This is a genomic window from Streptomyces sp. NBC_01314, assembly GCF_041435215.1.
In the GTDB taxonomy this organism is placed as follows: domain Bacteria; phylum Actinomycetota; class Actinomycetes; order Streptomycetales; family Streptomycetaceae; genus Streptomyces.
On record NZ_CP108394.1, the window covers coordinates 5,148,628 to 5,163,786 of the forward strand.

Annotated in this window: 12 protein-coding genes; 2 read left to right on the forward strand and 10 right to left on the reverse strand. The window is 71.5% G+C overall.

What is annotated here, in order from left to right; all coding sequences use genetic code 11:
• The first annotated feature begins 33 nt into the window (after window positions 1–33).
• Window positions 34–990, forward strand: a complete 957-nt coding sequence (locus OG622_RS22520) for an ATP-binding cassette domain-containing protein (protein WP_371578430.1) — start codon at window positions 34–36, stop codon at window positions 988–990.
• Window positions 987–2,630, forward strand: coding sequence for an ABC transporter permease (locus OG622_RS22525; RefSeq protein ID WP_371578431.1), 1,644 nt, complete (start codon window positions 987–989; stop codon window positions 2,628–2,630). Before OG622_RS22520 ends, OG622_RS22525 begins: the two co-directional genes overlap by 4 nt.
• Before the next feature lie 632 nt (window positions 2,631–3,262).
• On the opposite strand, the gene OG622_RS22530 is transcribed toward OG622_RS22525, so the two are convergent.
• From OG622_RS22530 to OG622_RS22575, 10 genes are all read right to left on the reverse strand, one after another.
• Window positions 3,263–4,480, reverse strand: a complete 1,218-nt coding sequence (locus tag OG622_RS22530; RefSeq protein WP_371578432.1) for a cytochrome P450 — start codon at window positions 4,478–4,480, stop codon at window positions 3,263–3,265.
• An 81-nt stretch (window positions 4,481–4,561) separates the two neighbouring features.
• Window positions 4,562–5,227 (reverse strand): response regulator, encoded by a 666-nt coding sequence (locus OG622_RS22535; RefSeq protein WP_371578433.1) that lies wholly within the window; start codon window positions 5,225–5,227, stop codon window positions 4,562–4,564.
• Complete coding sequence (locus OG622_RS22540; RefSeq protein ID WP_371578434.1) at window positions 5,224–6,579, reverse strand: sensor histidine kinase; 1,356 nt, start codon at window positions 6,577–6,579, stop codon at window positions 5,224–5,226. Before OG622_RS22540 ends, OG622_RS22535 begins: the two co-directional genes overlap by 4 nt.
• A gap of 156 nt (window positions 6,580–6,735) precedes the next feature.
• The gene (locus OG622_RS22545; protein WP_371578435.1) at window positions 6,736–7,410 is read right to left on the reverse strand and encodes a response regulator; all 675 of its coding nucleotides are present in this window, start codon (window positions 7,408–7,410) and stop codon (window positions 6,736–6,738) included.
• Window positions 7,407–8,843 (reverse strand): sensor histidine kinase, encoded by a 1,437-nt coding sequence (locus OG622_RS22550; protein WP_371578436.1) that lies wholly within the window; start codon window positions 8,841–8,843, stop codon window positions 7,407–7,409. Before OG622_RS22550 ends, OG622_RS22545 begins: the two co-directional genes overlap by 4 nt.
• A gap of 10 nt (window positions 8,844–8,853) precedes the next feature.
• Window positions 8,854–10,248, reverse strand: a complete 1,395-nt coding sequence (locus OG622_RS22555) for an acyltransferase (RefSeq protein WP_371578437.1) — start codon at window positions 10,246–10,248, stop codon at window positions 8,854–8,856.
• 16 nt (window positions 10,249–10,264) lie between these two features.
• Window positions 10,265–11,155, reverse strand: coding sequence for an alpha/beta hydrolase (locus tag OG622_RS22560; RefSeq protein ID WP_371578438.1), 891 nt, complete (start codon window positions 11,153–11,155; stop codon window positions 10,265–10,267).
• A gap of 390 nt (window positions 11,156–11,545) precedes the next feature.
• Window positions 11,546–12,556, reverse strand: coding sequence for an alpha/beta hydrolase (locus tag OG622_RS22565; protein WP_371578439.1), 1,011 nt, complete (start codon window positions 12,554–12,556; stop codon window positions 11,546–11,548).
• Window positions 12,557–12,829: 273 nt separating this feature from the next.
• The gene (locus OG622_RS22570) at window positions 12,830–14,215 is read right to left on the reverse strand and encodes a kynureninase (RefSeq protein ID WP_371578440.1); all 1,386 of its coding nucleotides are present in this window, start codon (window positions 14,213–14,215) and stop codon (window positions 12,830–12,832) included.
• Entirely contained in the window at window positions 14,208–15,053 is an 846-nt protein-coding gene (locus OG622_RS22575) for a tryptophan 2,3-dioxygenase family protein (RefSeq protein ID WP_371578441.1), read from the reverse strand. Before OG622_RS22575 ends, OG622_RS22570 begins: the two co-directional genes overlap by 8 nt.
• Window positions 15,054–15,159: the final 106 nt, after the last annotated feature.

The window sequence follows — 15,159 nt, forward strand, 5'->3', positions numbered from 1 at the left end:
CACAAATTTCTGAAGTAAGCGTACGTTCTGAACATGACGACGAAGGCCATCACCGTCTCCGGACTCAACAAGTCCTTCGGACGGACCCACGCGCTGGACGGCCTCGACCTGACCGTCGAGACCGGCGAGGTCCACGGCTTCCTCGGCCCCAACGGCGCCGGAAAGTCCACCACCATCCGCGTCCTGCTCGGACTGCTCCGCGCCGACTCGGGCGCCGCGCAGGTCCTGGGCCGCGACCCGTGGGTGGACGCGGTGGAGGTGCACCGCCGGATCGCGTACGTCCCCGGCGACGTGACCCTGTGGCGGAACCTGTCCGGCGGCGAGGTCATCGACCTCTACGGCAGGCTGCGGGGCGGGCTGGACGCGGGGCGCCGCGCGGAGCTGGTCGAACGGTTCGAGCTGGACCCGACCAAGAAGGGCCGCACCTACTCGAAGGGCAACCGGCAGAAGGTCGCCCTCGTCGCCGCCTTCGCCTCCGACGTGGACCTCCTCATCCTGGACGAGCCCACCTCGGGCCTGGACCCGCTGATGGAGGAGGTCTTCCAACGGTGCGTACGGGAGGAGCGCGACCGGGGCCGTACGGTCCTGCTGTCCTCCCACATCCTCAGCGAGGTCGAGGAGTTGTGCGACCGGGTGAGCATCATCCGCAAGGGCGTCACCGTCGAGAGCGGCTCCCTCGCCGATCTGCGCCACCTGACCCGCACCACCGTCACAGCCGAACTCGCCGGTCCACCCGTCGGCCTGACCGGCCTTCCCGGCGTCCACGACCTCGACGTCCAGGGCAACCGCGTCCACCTCCAGGTCGACACCGACAAAATCAACGCCGTACTCCGCTCCCTGACCGAGTCCGGCGTACGGTCCCTGACGTCCACGCCCCCGACGCTGGAGGAGTTGTTCCTGCGGCACTACCAGGACGACGTGCGGGACGGCGAGCGGGACGGCGTGCAGGTTGACGCCGGAGGAGTGGCGGGAGAGGCGGTCTCGCGATGACGGCCACCGCAGGCACAACCGGCACCACCGGCACCACCACCTCCGGCCCGTTCGCCGTGCGGTCCAGTGGCTCTCACCAACTGGCCGGTACGGGCGCGCTGTTGCGGTTCGCCCTGCGCCGCGACCGTGTGATGGTCCCGGTCTGGGCCGCGGCAACCGGGCTGATGGTCCTGTCCATGCCGAACAGCCTGAACAGCCTGTACGGCACCGCCGCCGAACGCGCCGACCTCGTGCGCCAGATGACCACGAACCCGTCACTGCGCGCCCTGGTGGGCCCCGTCTTCGACGACTCCCTCGGCGCCCTGACCGCCTGGCGCGTCGGCGTCTACGCCGGGCTCCTCGCCGCCGTCATGAGCCTCCTCGTCGTCATCCGCCACACCCGCGACGAGGAGGAGAGCGGCCGCCAGGAGTTGGTCGCGTCGGGCATGGTCGGCCGCCGGGCACCGCTGACCGCCGCCCTGCTCACGGCGGCCGTCGCGAACGGTGGGCTGGCGTCGCTCGTCACGCTCGGACTGGCCGGGCAGGGCGCGGCGGGAGCAGCGGCCTTCGGGCTGGGGATCGCGGGCGTCGGAATGGTGTTCGCGACGACGGCGGCGGTCGTCGCGCAACTGACGGAGAGCGCGCGGCTGGCGCGGGGGCTGACGGCTGGGGTACTGGGCGCGGCGTTCGTGCTGCGGGCGGCCGGCGACGCTTCCGAGAACGGCGGTTCGTCTTCTCTGACATGGGTGTCGCCGCTGGGCTGGTTGGAGAACGAGCGTTCGTTCGCGGATGAGCGGTGGTGGGTGCTGCTGCTGTTCGTGGCGGCGACGGCGATCCAGGGTGCGGTGGCGTACGAACTCGCCGGGCGCCGTGACGTCGGCATGAGCTTCCTGCCGACCCGGCCGGGACCGGCGTCCGGCCGACTGGGCACGGCCGGCGCCCTGGCCTGGCGGCTGCAGCGGGGCAGCGTCCTCGGCTGGAGCATCGGCTTCTTCCTCGCCGGGGTCGTCTACGGCGGGCTGACCGAGGGCACGGCCGACTTCGTCGGCGACAACGAGGGCGCCCGCGAGATCTTCGAACGCATGGGCGGCCAGTCCGGTCTGACCGACGCCTTCCTCGCCTCGATGATCGGCATGCTCGGCCTGATCGCCGCGCTGTACATCGTCGGCACCGTGCTGCGCCTCCACGGTGAGGAGACCTCCGGACGCGCCGAACCGCTGCTGGCGAACTCGGTGGGCCGGGTCCGCTGGGCCGCCGGACATCTGGTCGTCGCCTTCGGCGGAACCATGTGGATCATGCTCCTCGCCGGTCTCGGCTTCGCCCTCGGCTACGGCAGGGCGGCCGGCCCGATCCTGGGTGCGTGCCTCGTCCAGGTCACCGGGGTGTGGGTCATCGGCGGCGCCACCGTCCTGCTCCACGGGCTCACCCCCCGAGCGGCGCCGGCGGCCTGGGGTCTCGCCGGCGCCGTCCTGCTCATCGGCTGGATCGGCCCCGTGCTCGACGTCCCCCAAGCCGTGCTCGACCTCTCCCCCTTCGGCCACCTCCCGAAGCTGCCGGGCGGGGAGATGGCGTGGACGCCGGTACTGGTGCTGACCGGGATCGCGGTGGTGCTGGTGGCGGGAGGTCTGGCGGGGTTGCGGCGGCGGGATCTCAGCAACTGAGGACAGCGGGGCAACTGAGGGCAGCGGGGCAACTGAGGACGGCAGGGCGGAGGGACGAAGAAGCTGAAGGGTGGTGCGAAGAGGTTGGCTCGGCGTCGGTGCGGCTTCGGGGCCGGTGGGTCCGCCTGTCGCCCGAAGCCGGGTCGCGCCCTTCCGACCGCGAGAACCATGGCGGAACGGGACGCGTCCTTCCGCTCATGGACCAACCGGAGCGGCCCGGCACAGCGGGGTGGGCTGGACGAGGGGGGCGGGAGTTGGATCGGCAGAGTGCCCTGGGGTGTGGTGGTTGTGCGCTGTCGGCGGTGGGCGCGTTGGCCGCGACGCTCGCCTGGGGCACCTCCGACCGCACGCAAGACCATCTCCGGGGCGGCTTCGAGGGCGAGGACATGGACTACACCGTCCTCGCCACCGAACTCCCCTTCATCGCCCTGGCCGGAGCCGCCCTCCCGGCCGCCGTCTGCCTGGTCATCGCACTGCTGCTGGCCCGGAGACGCAGGTCGAGAAACCGCTCGGGGTCGGGGCAAGGGTCGGAGCAGGGGTCGGAGCAGGGGTCAGGGGCAGGCAGGCAGGCAGGCAGGCAGGCAGGCAGGCAGGCAGGCAGGCAGGCAGGCAGGCAGGCAGTGGAGGGTGCCTCAGATCTTGACGGACAGGCCGTCCAGGCCGCGAATCACGAAGTTCGGCTTCCTTGTCGGCTCGGCGGCCAGGGCGAGCGTCGGGGCCTTGTCGAGGAGGGCCGTCATCGAGGCCGCCAGTTCGATACGGGCGAGGGGGGCGCCGATGCAGTAGTGGATGCCCGCGCTGAAGGAGATGTGCGGGTTCTCCTCGCGGGTGAGATCCAGCTTCTCGGGGTCCGCGAACACGGACGGGTCGTGGTTCGCCGAGCCGAACAGCATCGCTATCTCCGCGCCCCGGGGGACGGTCGTCCCGTCGATCTCGATGTCGTCCAGCACCCACCGCTCGAACAACTGCAACGGCGTGTCGTACCGCATCAGCTCCTCCACCGCCGCAGGCACCAGCGAGTGGTCCGCGCGCAGGGCCGCCAACTGCTCCGGGTTCCGGAACAGTGCCCACCAGCCGTTCACCGTGGCGTTCACCGTCGCCTCATGGCCCGCGTTCAGCAGCAGCACACAGGTGGAGATCATCTCCTGCTCGGTGAGGCGGTCGCCCTCGTCGTACGCGGCGATCAAACCCGAGATCAGATCCTCACCCGGCTCCGCCCTACGATGCGCGATCAGCCCTCGCAGATACTCCGAGAACTCCACCGACGCCCGCACCGCCCGCTTCGCGGTCTCGTCCGCCGGACTCAGCTCGTACATCCCGCAGATGTCCGCCGACCAGGGCCGCAGCTGAGCCCGGTCGGACTCGGGGATACCGAGCATCTCGGCGATCACCGCCACCGGCAGCGGCTCCGCCACATCCGTCAGCAGATCACCCCCACCCGCCTCGACCAGCCCGGCCACCAGCTCACCGGCCAGATCCCGCACGTACGGCTTCAGCCGCTCCACCGTGCGCGGTGTGAACGCCTTCGACACCAGCCGCCGGATCCGTGTGTGGTCCGGGGGCTCCAGGTCGAGCATCCCGTGGTCGTTCAGCGTGTGGAACGGCTCCTGCTCCGCCGGCGGCGCGCCCCGCCCGAAGTCCTCGTGCGTGAACCGGTGTTGGTACGTCCGTCCGAGCCGCCGGTCCCGCAGCAACGCCGAGACGTCCGCGTGGTGCGGCACGAGCCACTGGTTCGTTGGCTCGAAGTACCGCACCCGGCCCCGGGCCCGCAGCTCCGCGTACGCCGGGTACGGGTCGGCCACGAAGTCGGGGTCCCACGGGTCGAAAGCGAGGTCGGAAGCAGCTGCCATGACCGGACGCTAACCCGCGAGCGGGCCCTATGACCAGGGGGAACCGACGCGTGACCTCGACTGAGCCGCTCCCGGGCCCTGTCAGCCGGGAGTGACCAAGCGTGCCTCGTAGGCGAACACAGCCGCCTGAGTGCGGTCACGCAGGCCCAGCTTGACCAGGACCCGGCTCACATGGGTCTTGATCGTGGACTCGGCGACCACCAGACGCTCGGCTATCTCCAAGTTCGACAGGCCCTGGGCGATGAGGACCAGGACCTCGGTCTCGCGGTCGGTGAGTTCGCCGTACGCCAGCTGGGTGGCCGCCGACGGGCGGGGGGCCTGGGCCAGCTTGGAGAACTCCGTGATCAGGCGCTTGGTGACGGACGGGGCGAGGAGGGCCTCCCCGGCGGCCACCACGCGGACCCCGTCGGCCAGTTGGCGGGCGGAGGCGTCCTTGAGGAGGAAGCCGGAGGCTCCCGCGCGCAGCGCCTGGTACACGTACTCGTCGAGGTCGAACGTGGTCAGGACCAGTACCTTCGCCCCGCCGTCCGACGCGACGATCTCCCGGGTGGCCTCGATGCCGTTCATCTCCGGCATCCGGATGTCCATCAGGACGACGTCCGGCGACAGCTCCCGGACCCGGTCGACCGCGTCCCGGCCGTTCACCGCCTCGCCGACCACCTCGATGTCCGGCATCGCGCCGAGCAGCACGGAGAAGCCCTCGCGGACCATCATCTGGTCGTCGGCGATCAGCACACGGATCGTCATGCGTCGGCCTCGCTCACGCTCGACACCGGCAGGAACACCGTCACCTCGTAGCCTCCGTCCTCCGTCTCGCCCGTCGTCATCTCGCCGTTCAGCATCGTGACGCGCTCGCGCATGCCGGTGAGGCCGTGGCCGGTGCCGTGCGTGGACTTCACCAGGCTCACCTCCGGCGACGGGCCGTTGACTATGCGCAGGCCGAGGCCGCCCAGGACGTAGCCGATCTCCACGCGGGCCGCGGCGCCCGGCGCGTGCCGCAGCGTGTTGCTGAGGGCCTCCTGCACTATGCGGTAGGCCGACAGCTCCACGCCCTGCGGGAGCTCACGGACCGCTCCGGTCACCGCCTTGTCGACCGTGAGGCCGGCCTCCCGCACGTTGGCGAGCAGGCCGTCGAGGTCGGCGAGGGTGGGCTGTGGGGCGTCCGGGGCCTCGTAGTCCTCGGCACGGACCACCCCGAGGACGCGGCGCAGCTCGGTGAGCGCCGCCACCGCGTTCTCCCGGATCGTGACGAAGGCCTGCTCCAGCTCCGGCGGCGGGTTCTCCACGCGGTAGGGCGCGGCCTCGGCCTGGATGGCGACCACCGACATGTGGTGGGCGACCACGTCGTGCAGCTCGCGGGCGATCGTGGTGCGCTCCTCCAGGAGGGTGCGCCGGGAGCGCTCGTGCTCGGTCACCGTCTGTTGGGCGGTCACCTCCCGCTGGGCCGTGCGGCGTACGGTCACGGCGCAGGCGGCCAGCAAGGACATGGCGGAGACGACGAGCAGCGGGGCCGTGTTGTTCGGCGCGTAGTGGCCGCCGCCCATCACACCTTCCAAGAACGCCCCGTACGCCGCGGTCAGGCCCCACATCCAGGCGGCTACGCGCGGCCGCGTACGCAAGGCCACGACCGTCATCACCACGAGGTGGGCCGCGAAGCTGCCGGCCGTCCACGGCCAGTCGTCCCACAGACCGCTGCCCACCGCGGTCACGGGGGTCGCGATCATGGACAGCCAGAAGGCTGCCACGGGTCTGATCATGGTCAGCAGGACCGGGAGCAGGGCGAAGGCGGCAGCCAGCATCGCGCCGAGTCCGCTTCCGTCGCTGGCGGAGGCGGAGACGGCGATGGCCATCGAGAACAGGCCGGCCATCACCACGGCCGCGTGCGGCGCCCAGGCCACGTACTCGCGCAGGCGGCCGGAGAGCCGGCTGGTGAACTGGCCCTCCATCTTCATCGGAGGCATCGGCCGGTAGGCGAACCCGTCGCGGAACAGGTCCTGACGCAGCCTGCGCCACGCGTCCATCGCCACCCGGAACTCCGGGCTGCTCGGCTTGCCCCCGCCGCGCAAGGGCATCGTCTGGGTCTGGGTCGTCTCGGTCACGTTGAAAACGGTAGGCGGAGGGCAGGTGCGGCGTCGTCACCAGTGAGGAGGGTCTGTCCAGGTCCACCTCAGGTACTACGGGTAGTGCGCGTGGTGGTCGTGGTCGTGCGCATCGTGGTCGGCGGTCCGTATACGGGGTCCGTCGGTGGCGTTCGTTCAGTAGCCCGTGGGGCGGACCAGGCCCGATTCGTAGGCGAAGACCGCTGCCTGGGTGCGGTCGCGGAGGCCCAGTTTGACCAGGATGCGGCCGACGTGGGTCTTCACGGTCTGTTCGGCGACGACGAGGCGTTGGGCGATCTCGGCGTTCGACAGCCCCTGGGCGATCAGGGTGAGCACCTCGGTCTCCCGCTCGGTCAGGTCGCCGACGCGGGCTTTCAGGGGGGCGCGAGGTGTGGTGCCGAGGCGGGAGAACTCGGCGATGAGGCGGCGGGTGATGCCGGGTGCGAGCAGGGCGTCTCCCGCCGCGACGACCCGTACCGCCTCGGCCAGCTGGTCGGCGGAGGCGTCCTTGAGGAGGAAGCCGGACGCGCCGGCGCGCAGCGCCTCGTACACGTACTCGTCGAGGTCGAAGGTGGTGAGGACGAGGACTCTGATGTGCGGGCGCTCGGTGGTGATGCGCCGGGTGGCCTCGATACCGTCCAGCTCGGGCATGCGGATGTCCATCAGGACGACGTCCGGGGCGAGTTCGGCGACCTTGTCGATCGCGTCGAGGCCGTGCACCGCCTGGCCGACGACGTCGATGTCGGGCTGGGTGTTGAGCAGCACCGAGAAGCCCTGCCGGACCATCTGCTGGTCGTCGGCGATCAGTACGCGGATGGTGCTGCTCGTCATGGACTCTTTTCTCCTGTCGTGTCCGATGTCGGCTGGGCGGGCTCGCTGCCCGGGTCGCCGTCACGGGGGAGGAAGGCCACGACGGCGAAGCCGCCGTGGGAGGTCTCGGTCGCCATGAGGGTGCCACCGAGCATCGCGGCACGCTCACGCATACCGAGGAGCCCGTGACCGGCGCCGGGGAACGGTGGGGCCTTGCGGACGGGACGGGAGTTGATCACCCGCACCTGCAGACCGTGCGGGAAGTGGGTGAGCTCCACCCGAACGGTCGACCCGGGCGCGTGCCGCAGGGCGTTGCTGAGCGCCTCCTGCACTATCCGGTACGCCGACAGCTCCACGCCCGACGACAGCGGGCTCACCTCGCCGTGGATCTCGGTGACGACCGCCAGGCCGGCCGCGCGGGTGTTGTCGATGAGCGCGTCGAGACGGTCCAGGGTGGGCTGCGGGGCGTGCGGGGCGGTGCCCTCGGTGACGGCCGCTATCCCGTGCGGACCGTCGGGGCCGGCGTCCGGGGGGTTCTCGGAGCGCAGTACGCCGAGGACGCGGCGGAGTTCGGTGAGGGCCTCCAGCGCGTTCTGCCGGATGCCGTGGAGGTTCTCCTTCAGTTCCTCGGAAGGGTTCTCCACCAGGTGTGGGGCGACCTGGGCCTGGATGGAGATCACCGACATGTGGTGGGCGACCACGTCGTGCAGTTCGCGCGCGATACGGCTGCGCTCCTCCAGGAGCGTGCGGCGGGCGCGCTCCTCGGCCGTGATGCTGGTCAGCTCGACGAGCTGGGTGCGGGCCTCGCGGCGGCCGCGGATGGCGCTGCCGAGGAGGACGGCACCGACGAAGAAGACGAGGGCCAGCGAAGTCGTCGGCGCGTACTCATGGGAGCCGGCGAGGCCCTGCAGGGCGAAGGTGCCCAGCGTGGTCAGCACCAGCGACCCGATCACCACGCGGTTGGGCAGGCGCAGGGCGAGGAGGAAGAGGATGACCGCGTGCGCGATCAGCCCCATGGGGCTCCATGGCCAGGGCACGTCGGTGTCGGGTGTGCCGTGGGGAAGGGGGGAGCCGAGACCGTCTGTGGCGTCGGGGCGCCGGAAGCCGGAGTCGGGGTCTGTCTGCTGGGTGAACAACTGGGCTCGGACACCGATCGCCACCACGGTGGTGACCACCATGGAGGCCCACCATGCCGGTACCGGCCACCAGAGGGCGAGCACCACCGCTGCCGCCTGTGCCAGCGAGCACAACAGCGCGTACTGCGCGCCCAGTCGGTAACTCTCGCCCATCACCTCGATGTTGCCGAGCGTGGTGACGAGCGCGACGACGACGACCAGCCCGTGTGGGAGTCGGCGCAGCCTGGCGGAGGGCGGCAGCGGGTGGGGCTTGGCACTCCACAGGTCCTCACGCAGCAGCCGTAGTCCTCTGGTCAGCCGCTCCTCCACCTCGCTCATTCGGATGAGCCTAGGCATGGCGCACCGATGAGGTCTGCCTGTTCGGTGGTTGGGCGCTGGTTCGGGGCCGTGACGGACGTGGCGGCCGGGGCTGATGGCTGATTCGGGGCCGTGTCCGTCGTGACGTCTCCAGTCGTGACGTCTCCGGTCGTGACGTCTCCGGTCGTGACGTCTCCGGTCGTGACGTCTTCTTGGGGCCGCTGTTCTCGTAGCCGTGAAACGCCGACCAGCAGAGCAGGAGGGCGAGGACGAAGGCCGGGAGCCAGGCGAGGCGGGCCGCCACCCAGGTCAGGTTGTCGGGGAGGGTGTGCAGGCCGGGCAGGCGGCCTGCCGCCAGACCTGTGGCGGTCGTCGCCATCATCGCCGTCTGGTGCCAGAGGAACAGGGTCATCGCCGAGAGGTTGACGACTGCCACCGCCGCCCAGGCCATCGGTCGGTGCCGCAGGGCGCGGCGGAGAGGGCCGCGCGACAGGAGGGCCAGACCGCACTGGGCCAGGCCGAAGGTGACGGCGGCCAGGGTGGGTGGGTTCAGGTTGGAGATCTGCGCGCCGGGGACGCCGACCATCGACGCCGGGTAGCCGGCCCAGATGATCAGGGCCGCCGTCGCCGCCGTGCCGGACACCAGCAGGGTCCAGCCTGCGCGCAGGCTCTTCAGTTCGCCTCGGGTCCAGGCCGCGCCCAGGGTGTACGGGACCAGCCAGCCCGCCGCCAGGTTGATCCAGCCGATGCCCTGGGGGCCGCCGAGGCCGAAGCGGATGAGGTCCACGTGGAGGACGACGGCCAGGGGCCAGAGCGGGTTGAGGCGGGTCAGTAGCGGCGTCGCTGCCGTCAGGGCGGCGAAGACCAACAGGAACCACAGCGGGGACAGGGCCAGTTTCGCGAGGGTGTGGACCGTGTCGATGCGGGTGCCTGTGGCCAGGAGGGTGATCGTGACCGCCGTCCAGAGGGTCAGGAGGGCGGCGACCGGGAGGAACAGGCGGGTCAGGCGGGTGCGGAGCCATTGGGTGTACGTGGTGCCGTGGGCTCGGGCCGAGGCGTAGCTCTTCGTGGCTACGTGGCCGCCCACCAGGAAGAAGACGGCGAGAGTCTGGAAGAGCCAGGAGATGGGGGCCAGTTGGGGCATGTGTTGGAGCGGGCTGGTGGTGTGGAGGGTGTTGCCGTCCGCGACGAGGGCGGTGACCAGCCAGTGGCCCAGGACTATGCCGAGTATGGCGAGGGCTCGGAGGGCGTCCACTGCGCGGTCTCGGTGGGGCGGGGTGGCGGTGTCGATGTGGTGGGCGGCTCGGCGGGCGGCGCTGAGGGGGGATCGGGGGCGTTCGGTCTGGGCGGGTCGTGCGCCGCTCCCGGCCCCGGCCCCCGCTCCCGCTCCCGCTCCCGCTCCCGCTCCCGCAGTGTGGGTAGCCATGGGCGTGCTGGTGTGGTCAGGCATGGGTTTCCTCCGGGAAGGCGCCTTGGGTTATGTGCGCGAGGTTTTTCAGGGAGGTGGAGTTGGGGGTGAAGTAGTCGCTGTGACCGGCGGGGCCTGCGGTGAAGACGTGGGCGCCGAAGGAGCGGGACGTGGGGTCGGTGCCGAAGCCGAGGGTGGTGCCGAAGAAGTCGGATCGGGTGTGGGGGACCATGCCGATCCAGTCGTCCGTTCCCCGGGCCGCCCATACGCGTGCCGAGGTGTGCAGGGCGGCCGCGCTGTCCGCGCCGGTGCCGGGGCTGCCGATCAGTGCCATGTCGTCGACGGCGTCGAGATCGGTGACGGCGCGGGCGCAGACGACCGAGCCGTAGGAGTGGCAGATGAGGGCGACGCTGGTGGAGTCGCCCACCAGGCCTCGCAGTTCGCCGATGAACGCGCGGAGGTGAGGGGCCGCCTGTTCGGCTCGGGTGGGAGTGAGGACCGTCGTGCTGATGGTTACGGGCGTTTCGTAGCCGAGCCAGGCGATCACCGCTGTGTCCGGGCCCGTGCGGTCGTGCAGGGCCTGTGCGGCTCTGTGGAAGCGGTCGTACGTGTCCAGACTCGTGTCCGAGCCCGGGACCAGGACCGCTATGTGGTCGGCCTTCAGCAGGTCACCCAGGACTTCCACCGCCTGGCCGGAGCCTCGGCCGTCGAACGTCAGGAGTTGCCGGGCGGGTGCCGCCATCCACCGGTCGGTCGCGGCTCGGCTTCGGTCGCCGTGGGCGTCCGCCATGCGGGCCGCCTCCGCCGCGTTCTCGCGGTTGGCCTCGTACGTCGACCGGAGGGTCGTCGGGGTCGGCGGGGCGATGGACGCCGGGGCCGGGGCCGGGATCCGCGGCCTGGCCGCGGCGGAGATGGGGGCGATCACGGCCGTCGCCACCAGGAGGGCGAGCAGCGCTCGGCGCAGCCGGGCCGACCAGGAGGGGCGAAACCGGGGAGTGGGACACCGGGGAGTGGGACGCCGGAGACCGCCGTGTCGGAGGTCCGCCGGTGTGGGGGACGGTCGGGGTGGTTGTGCCGTGGAGCGTGGTTCCGTGGCCGGCCGGAGGTCTGCCTCCGGCCATGTCGCGACCCCCATGCCACCCACCCCTTCCCATTCGGGCCGCCCGTCCATCGGGCCGCTCTGAGAAGGAAGTTATGGATCGGGGGTCGTCGTCCGCGTCACGCCAGGGAGCTCACCTGGGATGTAGCTCTCAGGTATTACGGGTATCAGCGGGGAGGGGTGAGGACGGTGACGGGGGTCGTGTCAGGGCCCCGTTCACCAGGCCAGTTGCGAGATCTCCTCCACCACCACCGCGCACGCGTCCGCCGCCGGGTCGATGAGGGGGAAGTGCCCCACGTCCTCCAGCAGAGTCAGGCCCACGACCTCGCCCGCCTTGGCCGCGGCGTCGGCGTACGCCTCGGCGACGGCCTCGGGGACGACGATGTCGGAGCGGCCCTGCACGAGGGTGGTGGCGATGCCGGTCGGGAGGAGGAGCGCGGGGTCGGCGTAGGGCCGACGGTCGGTGAACTTGTCCTGGCCGCCGAGGAGTTGGGCGGTCGCGCCGCCGCAGACGTCCAGCTTGTCGGCCACGGTGAAGTCGGCGATGGGGGCCAGGGCGACGACTCCGCGGAGGGGGGCGGGGCGCGAGGTGCGCCACGGGGCGTCGGGCGGGAGTACGTGGCGGGCCGCGGCCCACAGGGCGAGGTGACCGCCGGCGGAGTGGCCGGTGAGGACCATGCGGCGGGGGTCTGCCTGGGGAAGGGCCGCGCGCAGGAGGTCCGGCAGGGCGTCGAGGGCGGCGGCGATGTCGTCGAACGTCTCCGGCCAGCGGCCCGCTGTCGGTGCGGGGGTGCCCGTGGGGCCGGCCTGGGTGGGGAGTGGGCTTCCTCGCCGGTACTCGATGTTGGCCACCGCGAAGCCGTGGCGGGCGAGGAAGTCGGCGAAGGGGGTGACGTGATGGCGGTCGTAGGGGGCCCGCCAGGCTCCACCGTGCAGGACTACGACCACGGGGGCGGCGCCTGTGGATGCGGCCGAGCCGGGCTCGGAGGGCGCGCCCGCGCCCGTGCCACCGCCTGCTCCCGCTCCCGCTCCTGCTCCTCTACCTATCCCTATCCCTATCCCTATCCCTGCGTCCCCGCCCGAGTCGGAGGTGCGGGGGGCGTAGAAGTCGATCACCTGGTCGGGGTGGTCGCCGTAGGCCGCCGTGGCGTCGGGGGCGATCGGCGGGTGTGAGAAGGCGGATGCCTCTTCGGCGGCATCGCGGGCTGCGGCGTCGTCGTCCGGCATGTGCCAACCTCTCGGGGAAAACGGATTTGGAAGGGTTTGGGTGGGCGGGCGCCTGGGAAAGGCGCGCCTGCCGTTGGCGGGGACGGTATCAGGCCCGTGACGTGCGTCGACACGCGGATGTGACGCCGGGTCAGGCGGCAGGGACGGGGCGGCTGGGGAGGCGGCACCGCGGCCCAGTCGCTGGGACAGTTGGGCCGTCCCCACGCCGCTACCCCAGCGCCCCCTCCCCCTACCCGGCGCCGCTTCCCACGGCCCCTCGTCTCCCCTGCGCCGCTACCCCATCGACTTCAGCGTCTCCCCCAGTACTCGGGCCGCTCGCTCCGCGTCCGCGAAGGTGACGTAGAGGGGGGTGAAGCCGAAGCGGAGGACGTCGGGGTGGCGGAAGTCGCCTATGACGCCCTGGTGGATGAGGCGTTTCATGACGTCGCCGGCGTCGTCGCACCGCAGGGCGACCTGACTGCCCCGTTCCGCGTGGGCGGTCGGGGTGAGGGACTCGACCCGGCCGTCGGGAACGTACGCCGACACGCAGCGCAGGAAGAAGTCCGTCAGGGCGAGGGACTTGGCGCGGACCGACTCGATCGTCACCCTGGTCCCACGCACGGCCCCGGACCCCGTCACAGTCCCGGCCTCAGCTCCGACTCCGGCGCCTGCACCCAGGCCAGCACCAGCACCAGCACCAGCACCAGCACCTACGCCTGCGCCCGTACCCGTACCCGTACCCGCGGTGGAGCCGCCTCCCCTCCCCCCGTACCAGACGTCAAGTGCCGCCTCCAGCGCCAGCATCGACAGGATGTCAGGTGTGCCGACCCGGCCGCGCGGCGCGCCCGTGGTCGGCTCGTACGACGGGTGCATGGCGAACGGCTGGGCGTGGGAGGTCCAGCCGGGGAGGGGGGAGTCGAAGCGGGGCTGGAGGTCCTGGCGGACATAGAGGTACGCCGGGGAGCCGGGGCCGCCGTTGAGGTACTTGTAGGTGCAGCCGACCGCGAGGTCGACCCCGTGTTCGTCGAGGCCCACGGGGAGGGCGCCCGCGCTGTGGCAGAGGTCCCAGACGGCGTAGGCGCCGGCCTCGTGGACCGCCGCCGTCAGGGCGGGGAGGTCGTGGAGGCGGCCCGTGCGGTAGTCGACGTGGTTGAGGAGGACGACGGCCGTACGGTCGCTCAGGGCGGCCGGGACATCGGCGGGGGTCACCGGGCGCAGTGTGCGGCCGGTCATGCGGGCCGCGGACTCGGCCATGTAGCCGTCCGTCGGGAACGTCGTCGCGTCGACCAGGATCTCGTCGCGGCGGCCGTCACCGGACTCGTCCGCCATGCGCACCGCCGCCACGACCGCCTTGAAGACGTTGACGCTCGTGGAGTCGCCGACCACGATCTGGCCGGGTGCCGCACCCACCAGCGGAGCGATCCGGTCGCCGATCCGCTCGGGCGCGGTCCACCAGCCGCTCTCGTCCCAGGAACGGATGCGCAGTTCGCCCCACTCGCGGTACACGACATCCGTGAGCCGTCCGGGGACCGACACCGGCAGCGCGCCGAGCGAGTTGCCGTCGAGGTACACGGCGTCGTCGAGGACGAAGCGGGTGCGCAGGCCGGACAGTTCGTCGGCCGCGTCCAACTCCCTTGCCAGGGAGGCCAGTTCAGTACCGAGTTCGATGGATTCAGACATGGGAGCGCGCCGTCCACAGCTCGGGGAAGACGTTCTTCCGGGCGCGCTTCTCCAGCCAGGCCACCCCGGCGGAGCCACCGGTGCCGGCCTTGGAACCCATCGCGCGGCGGGTGGCGACGAGGTGGTCGTTGCGCCAGCGCCAGACGAGTTCGGCGACGTCGGTCAACGCCTCGCCGAGGCGGGCGAGTTCGTGGTCCGGGTCGCCGGAGTACAGCTCGGTCCACACCTCCTCGACCTCGGGGGAGGGCTCGTAGCGCTGGGAGACGTCACGGCGTACGACGGAGTCGGGGATCGCGTGGCCGCGGCGGGCCAGGAGCCGCAGGACCTCGTCGTAGAGGCTCGGCTCGTGCAGCGCCTTCTCCAGCTCGGCGTGGACGCGGGGGGCGCCCCGGTGCGGGACGAGCATGGACGCGGACTTCTCGCCGAGCAGGAACTCCATCCGGCGGTACATCGCCGACTGGAAGCCGGAGCCCTCGCCGAGGGCGGCGCGGTAGGAGTTGAACTGGCCGGGGGTGAGCTGGGCGAGCGGGCGCCAGGAGGCGTTCAGGGCCTCCAGTTCGCGTACGGAACGCTTCAGGGCGTCCTTCGCGGTCGCCACGTCGTCGTTGCGGACCGCGTTGGTCGCGGTCTCCCACTCGTGCACGATGACGGTGAACCACAGCTCCATGACCTGGGTCGTCACCAGAAAGACCATCTCTCCGGGATCGTCGGAGAGGGGGTGCTGAAGGTGGGTGAGAACGTCCGCCTGGACGTAGTCCTCGTACGGGGTGGTTCCCTGGAAGTCGAGATGCGGGGTCTCGGGCTCCGAAGCCTCGTGGGGCTGAGCCGGCTGCGACATCGCTGTCTCCTGCTGTGTACTCCGGGTAGCGGTCCGCCCCTGCCGAATTCCGACACGGGGGCCCCGGTCCCCACCCGCATAGTCGGCGATACCACCCCCGCACCGC

Coding starts and splice junctions, on each gene's coding strand:
- OG622_RS22520 (WP_371578430.1), top strand. CDS start 34: ATGACGACGAAGGCCATCACCGTCTCCGGACTCAACAAGTCCTTCGGA.
- OG622_RS22525 (WP_371578431.1), top strand. CDS start 987: ATGACGGCCACCGCAGGCACAACCGGCACCACCGGCACCACCACCTCC.
- OG622_RS22530 (WP_371578432.1), bottom strand. CDS start 4,480: ATGGCAGCTGCTTCCGACCTCGCTTTCGACCCGTGGGACCCCGACTTC.
- OG622_RS22535 (WP_371578433.1), bottom strand. CDS start 5,227: ATGACGATCCGTGTGCTGATCGCCGACGACCAGATGATGGTCCGCGAG.
- OG622_RS22545 (WP_371578435.1), bottom strand. CDS start 7,410: ATGACGAGCAGCACCATCCGCGTACTGATCGCCGACGACCAGCAGATG.
- OG622_RS22550 (WP_371578436.1), bottom strand. CDS start 8,843: ATGAGCGAGGTGGAGGAGCGGCTGACCAGAGGACTACGGCTGCTGCGT.
- OG622_RS22555 (WP_371578437.1), bottom strand. CDS start 10,248: ATGGCTACCCACACTGCGGGAGCGGGAGCGGGAGCGGGAGCGGGAGCG.
- OG622_RS22565 (WP_371578439.1), bottom strand. CDS start 12,556: ATGCCGGACGACGACGCCGCAGCCCGCGATGCCGCCGAAGAGGCATCC.
- OG622_RS22570 (WP_371578440.1), bottom strand. CDS start 14,215: ATGTCTGAATCCATCGAACTCGGTACTGAACTGGCCTCCCTGGCAAGG.
- OG622_RS22575 (WP_371578441.1), bottom strand. CDS start 15,053: ATGTCGCAGCCGGCTCAGCCCCACGAGGCTTCGGAGCCCGAGACCCCG.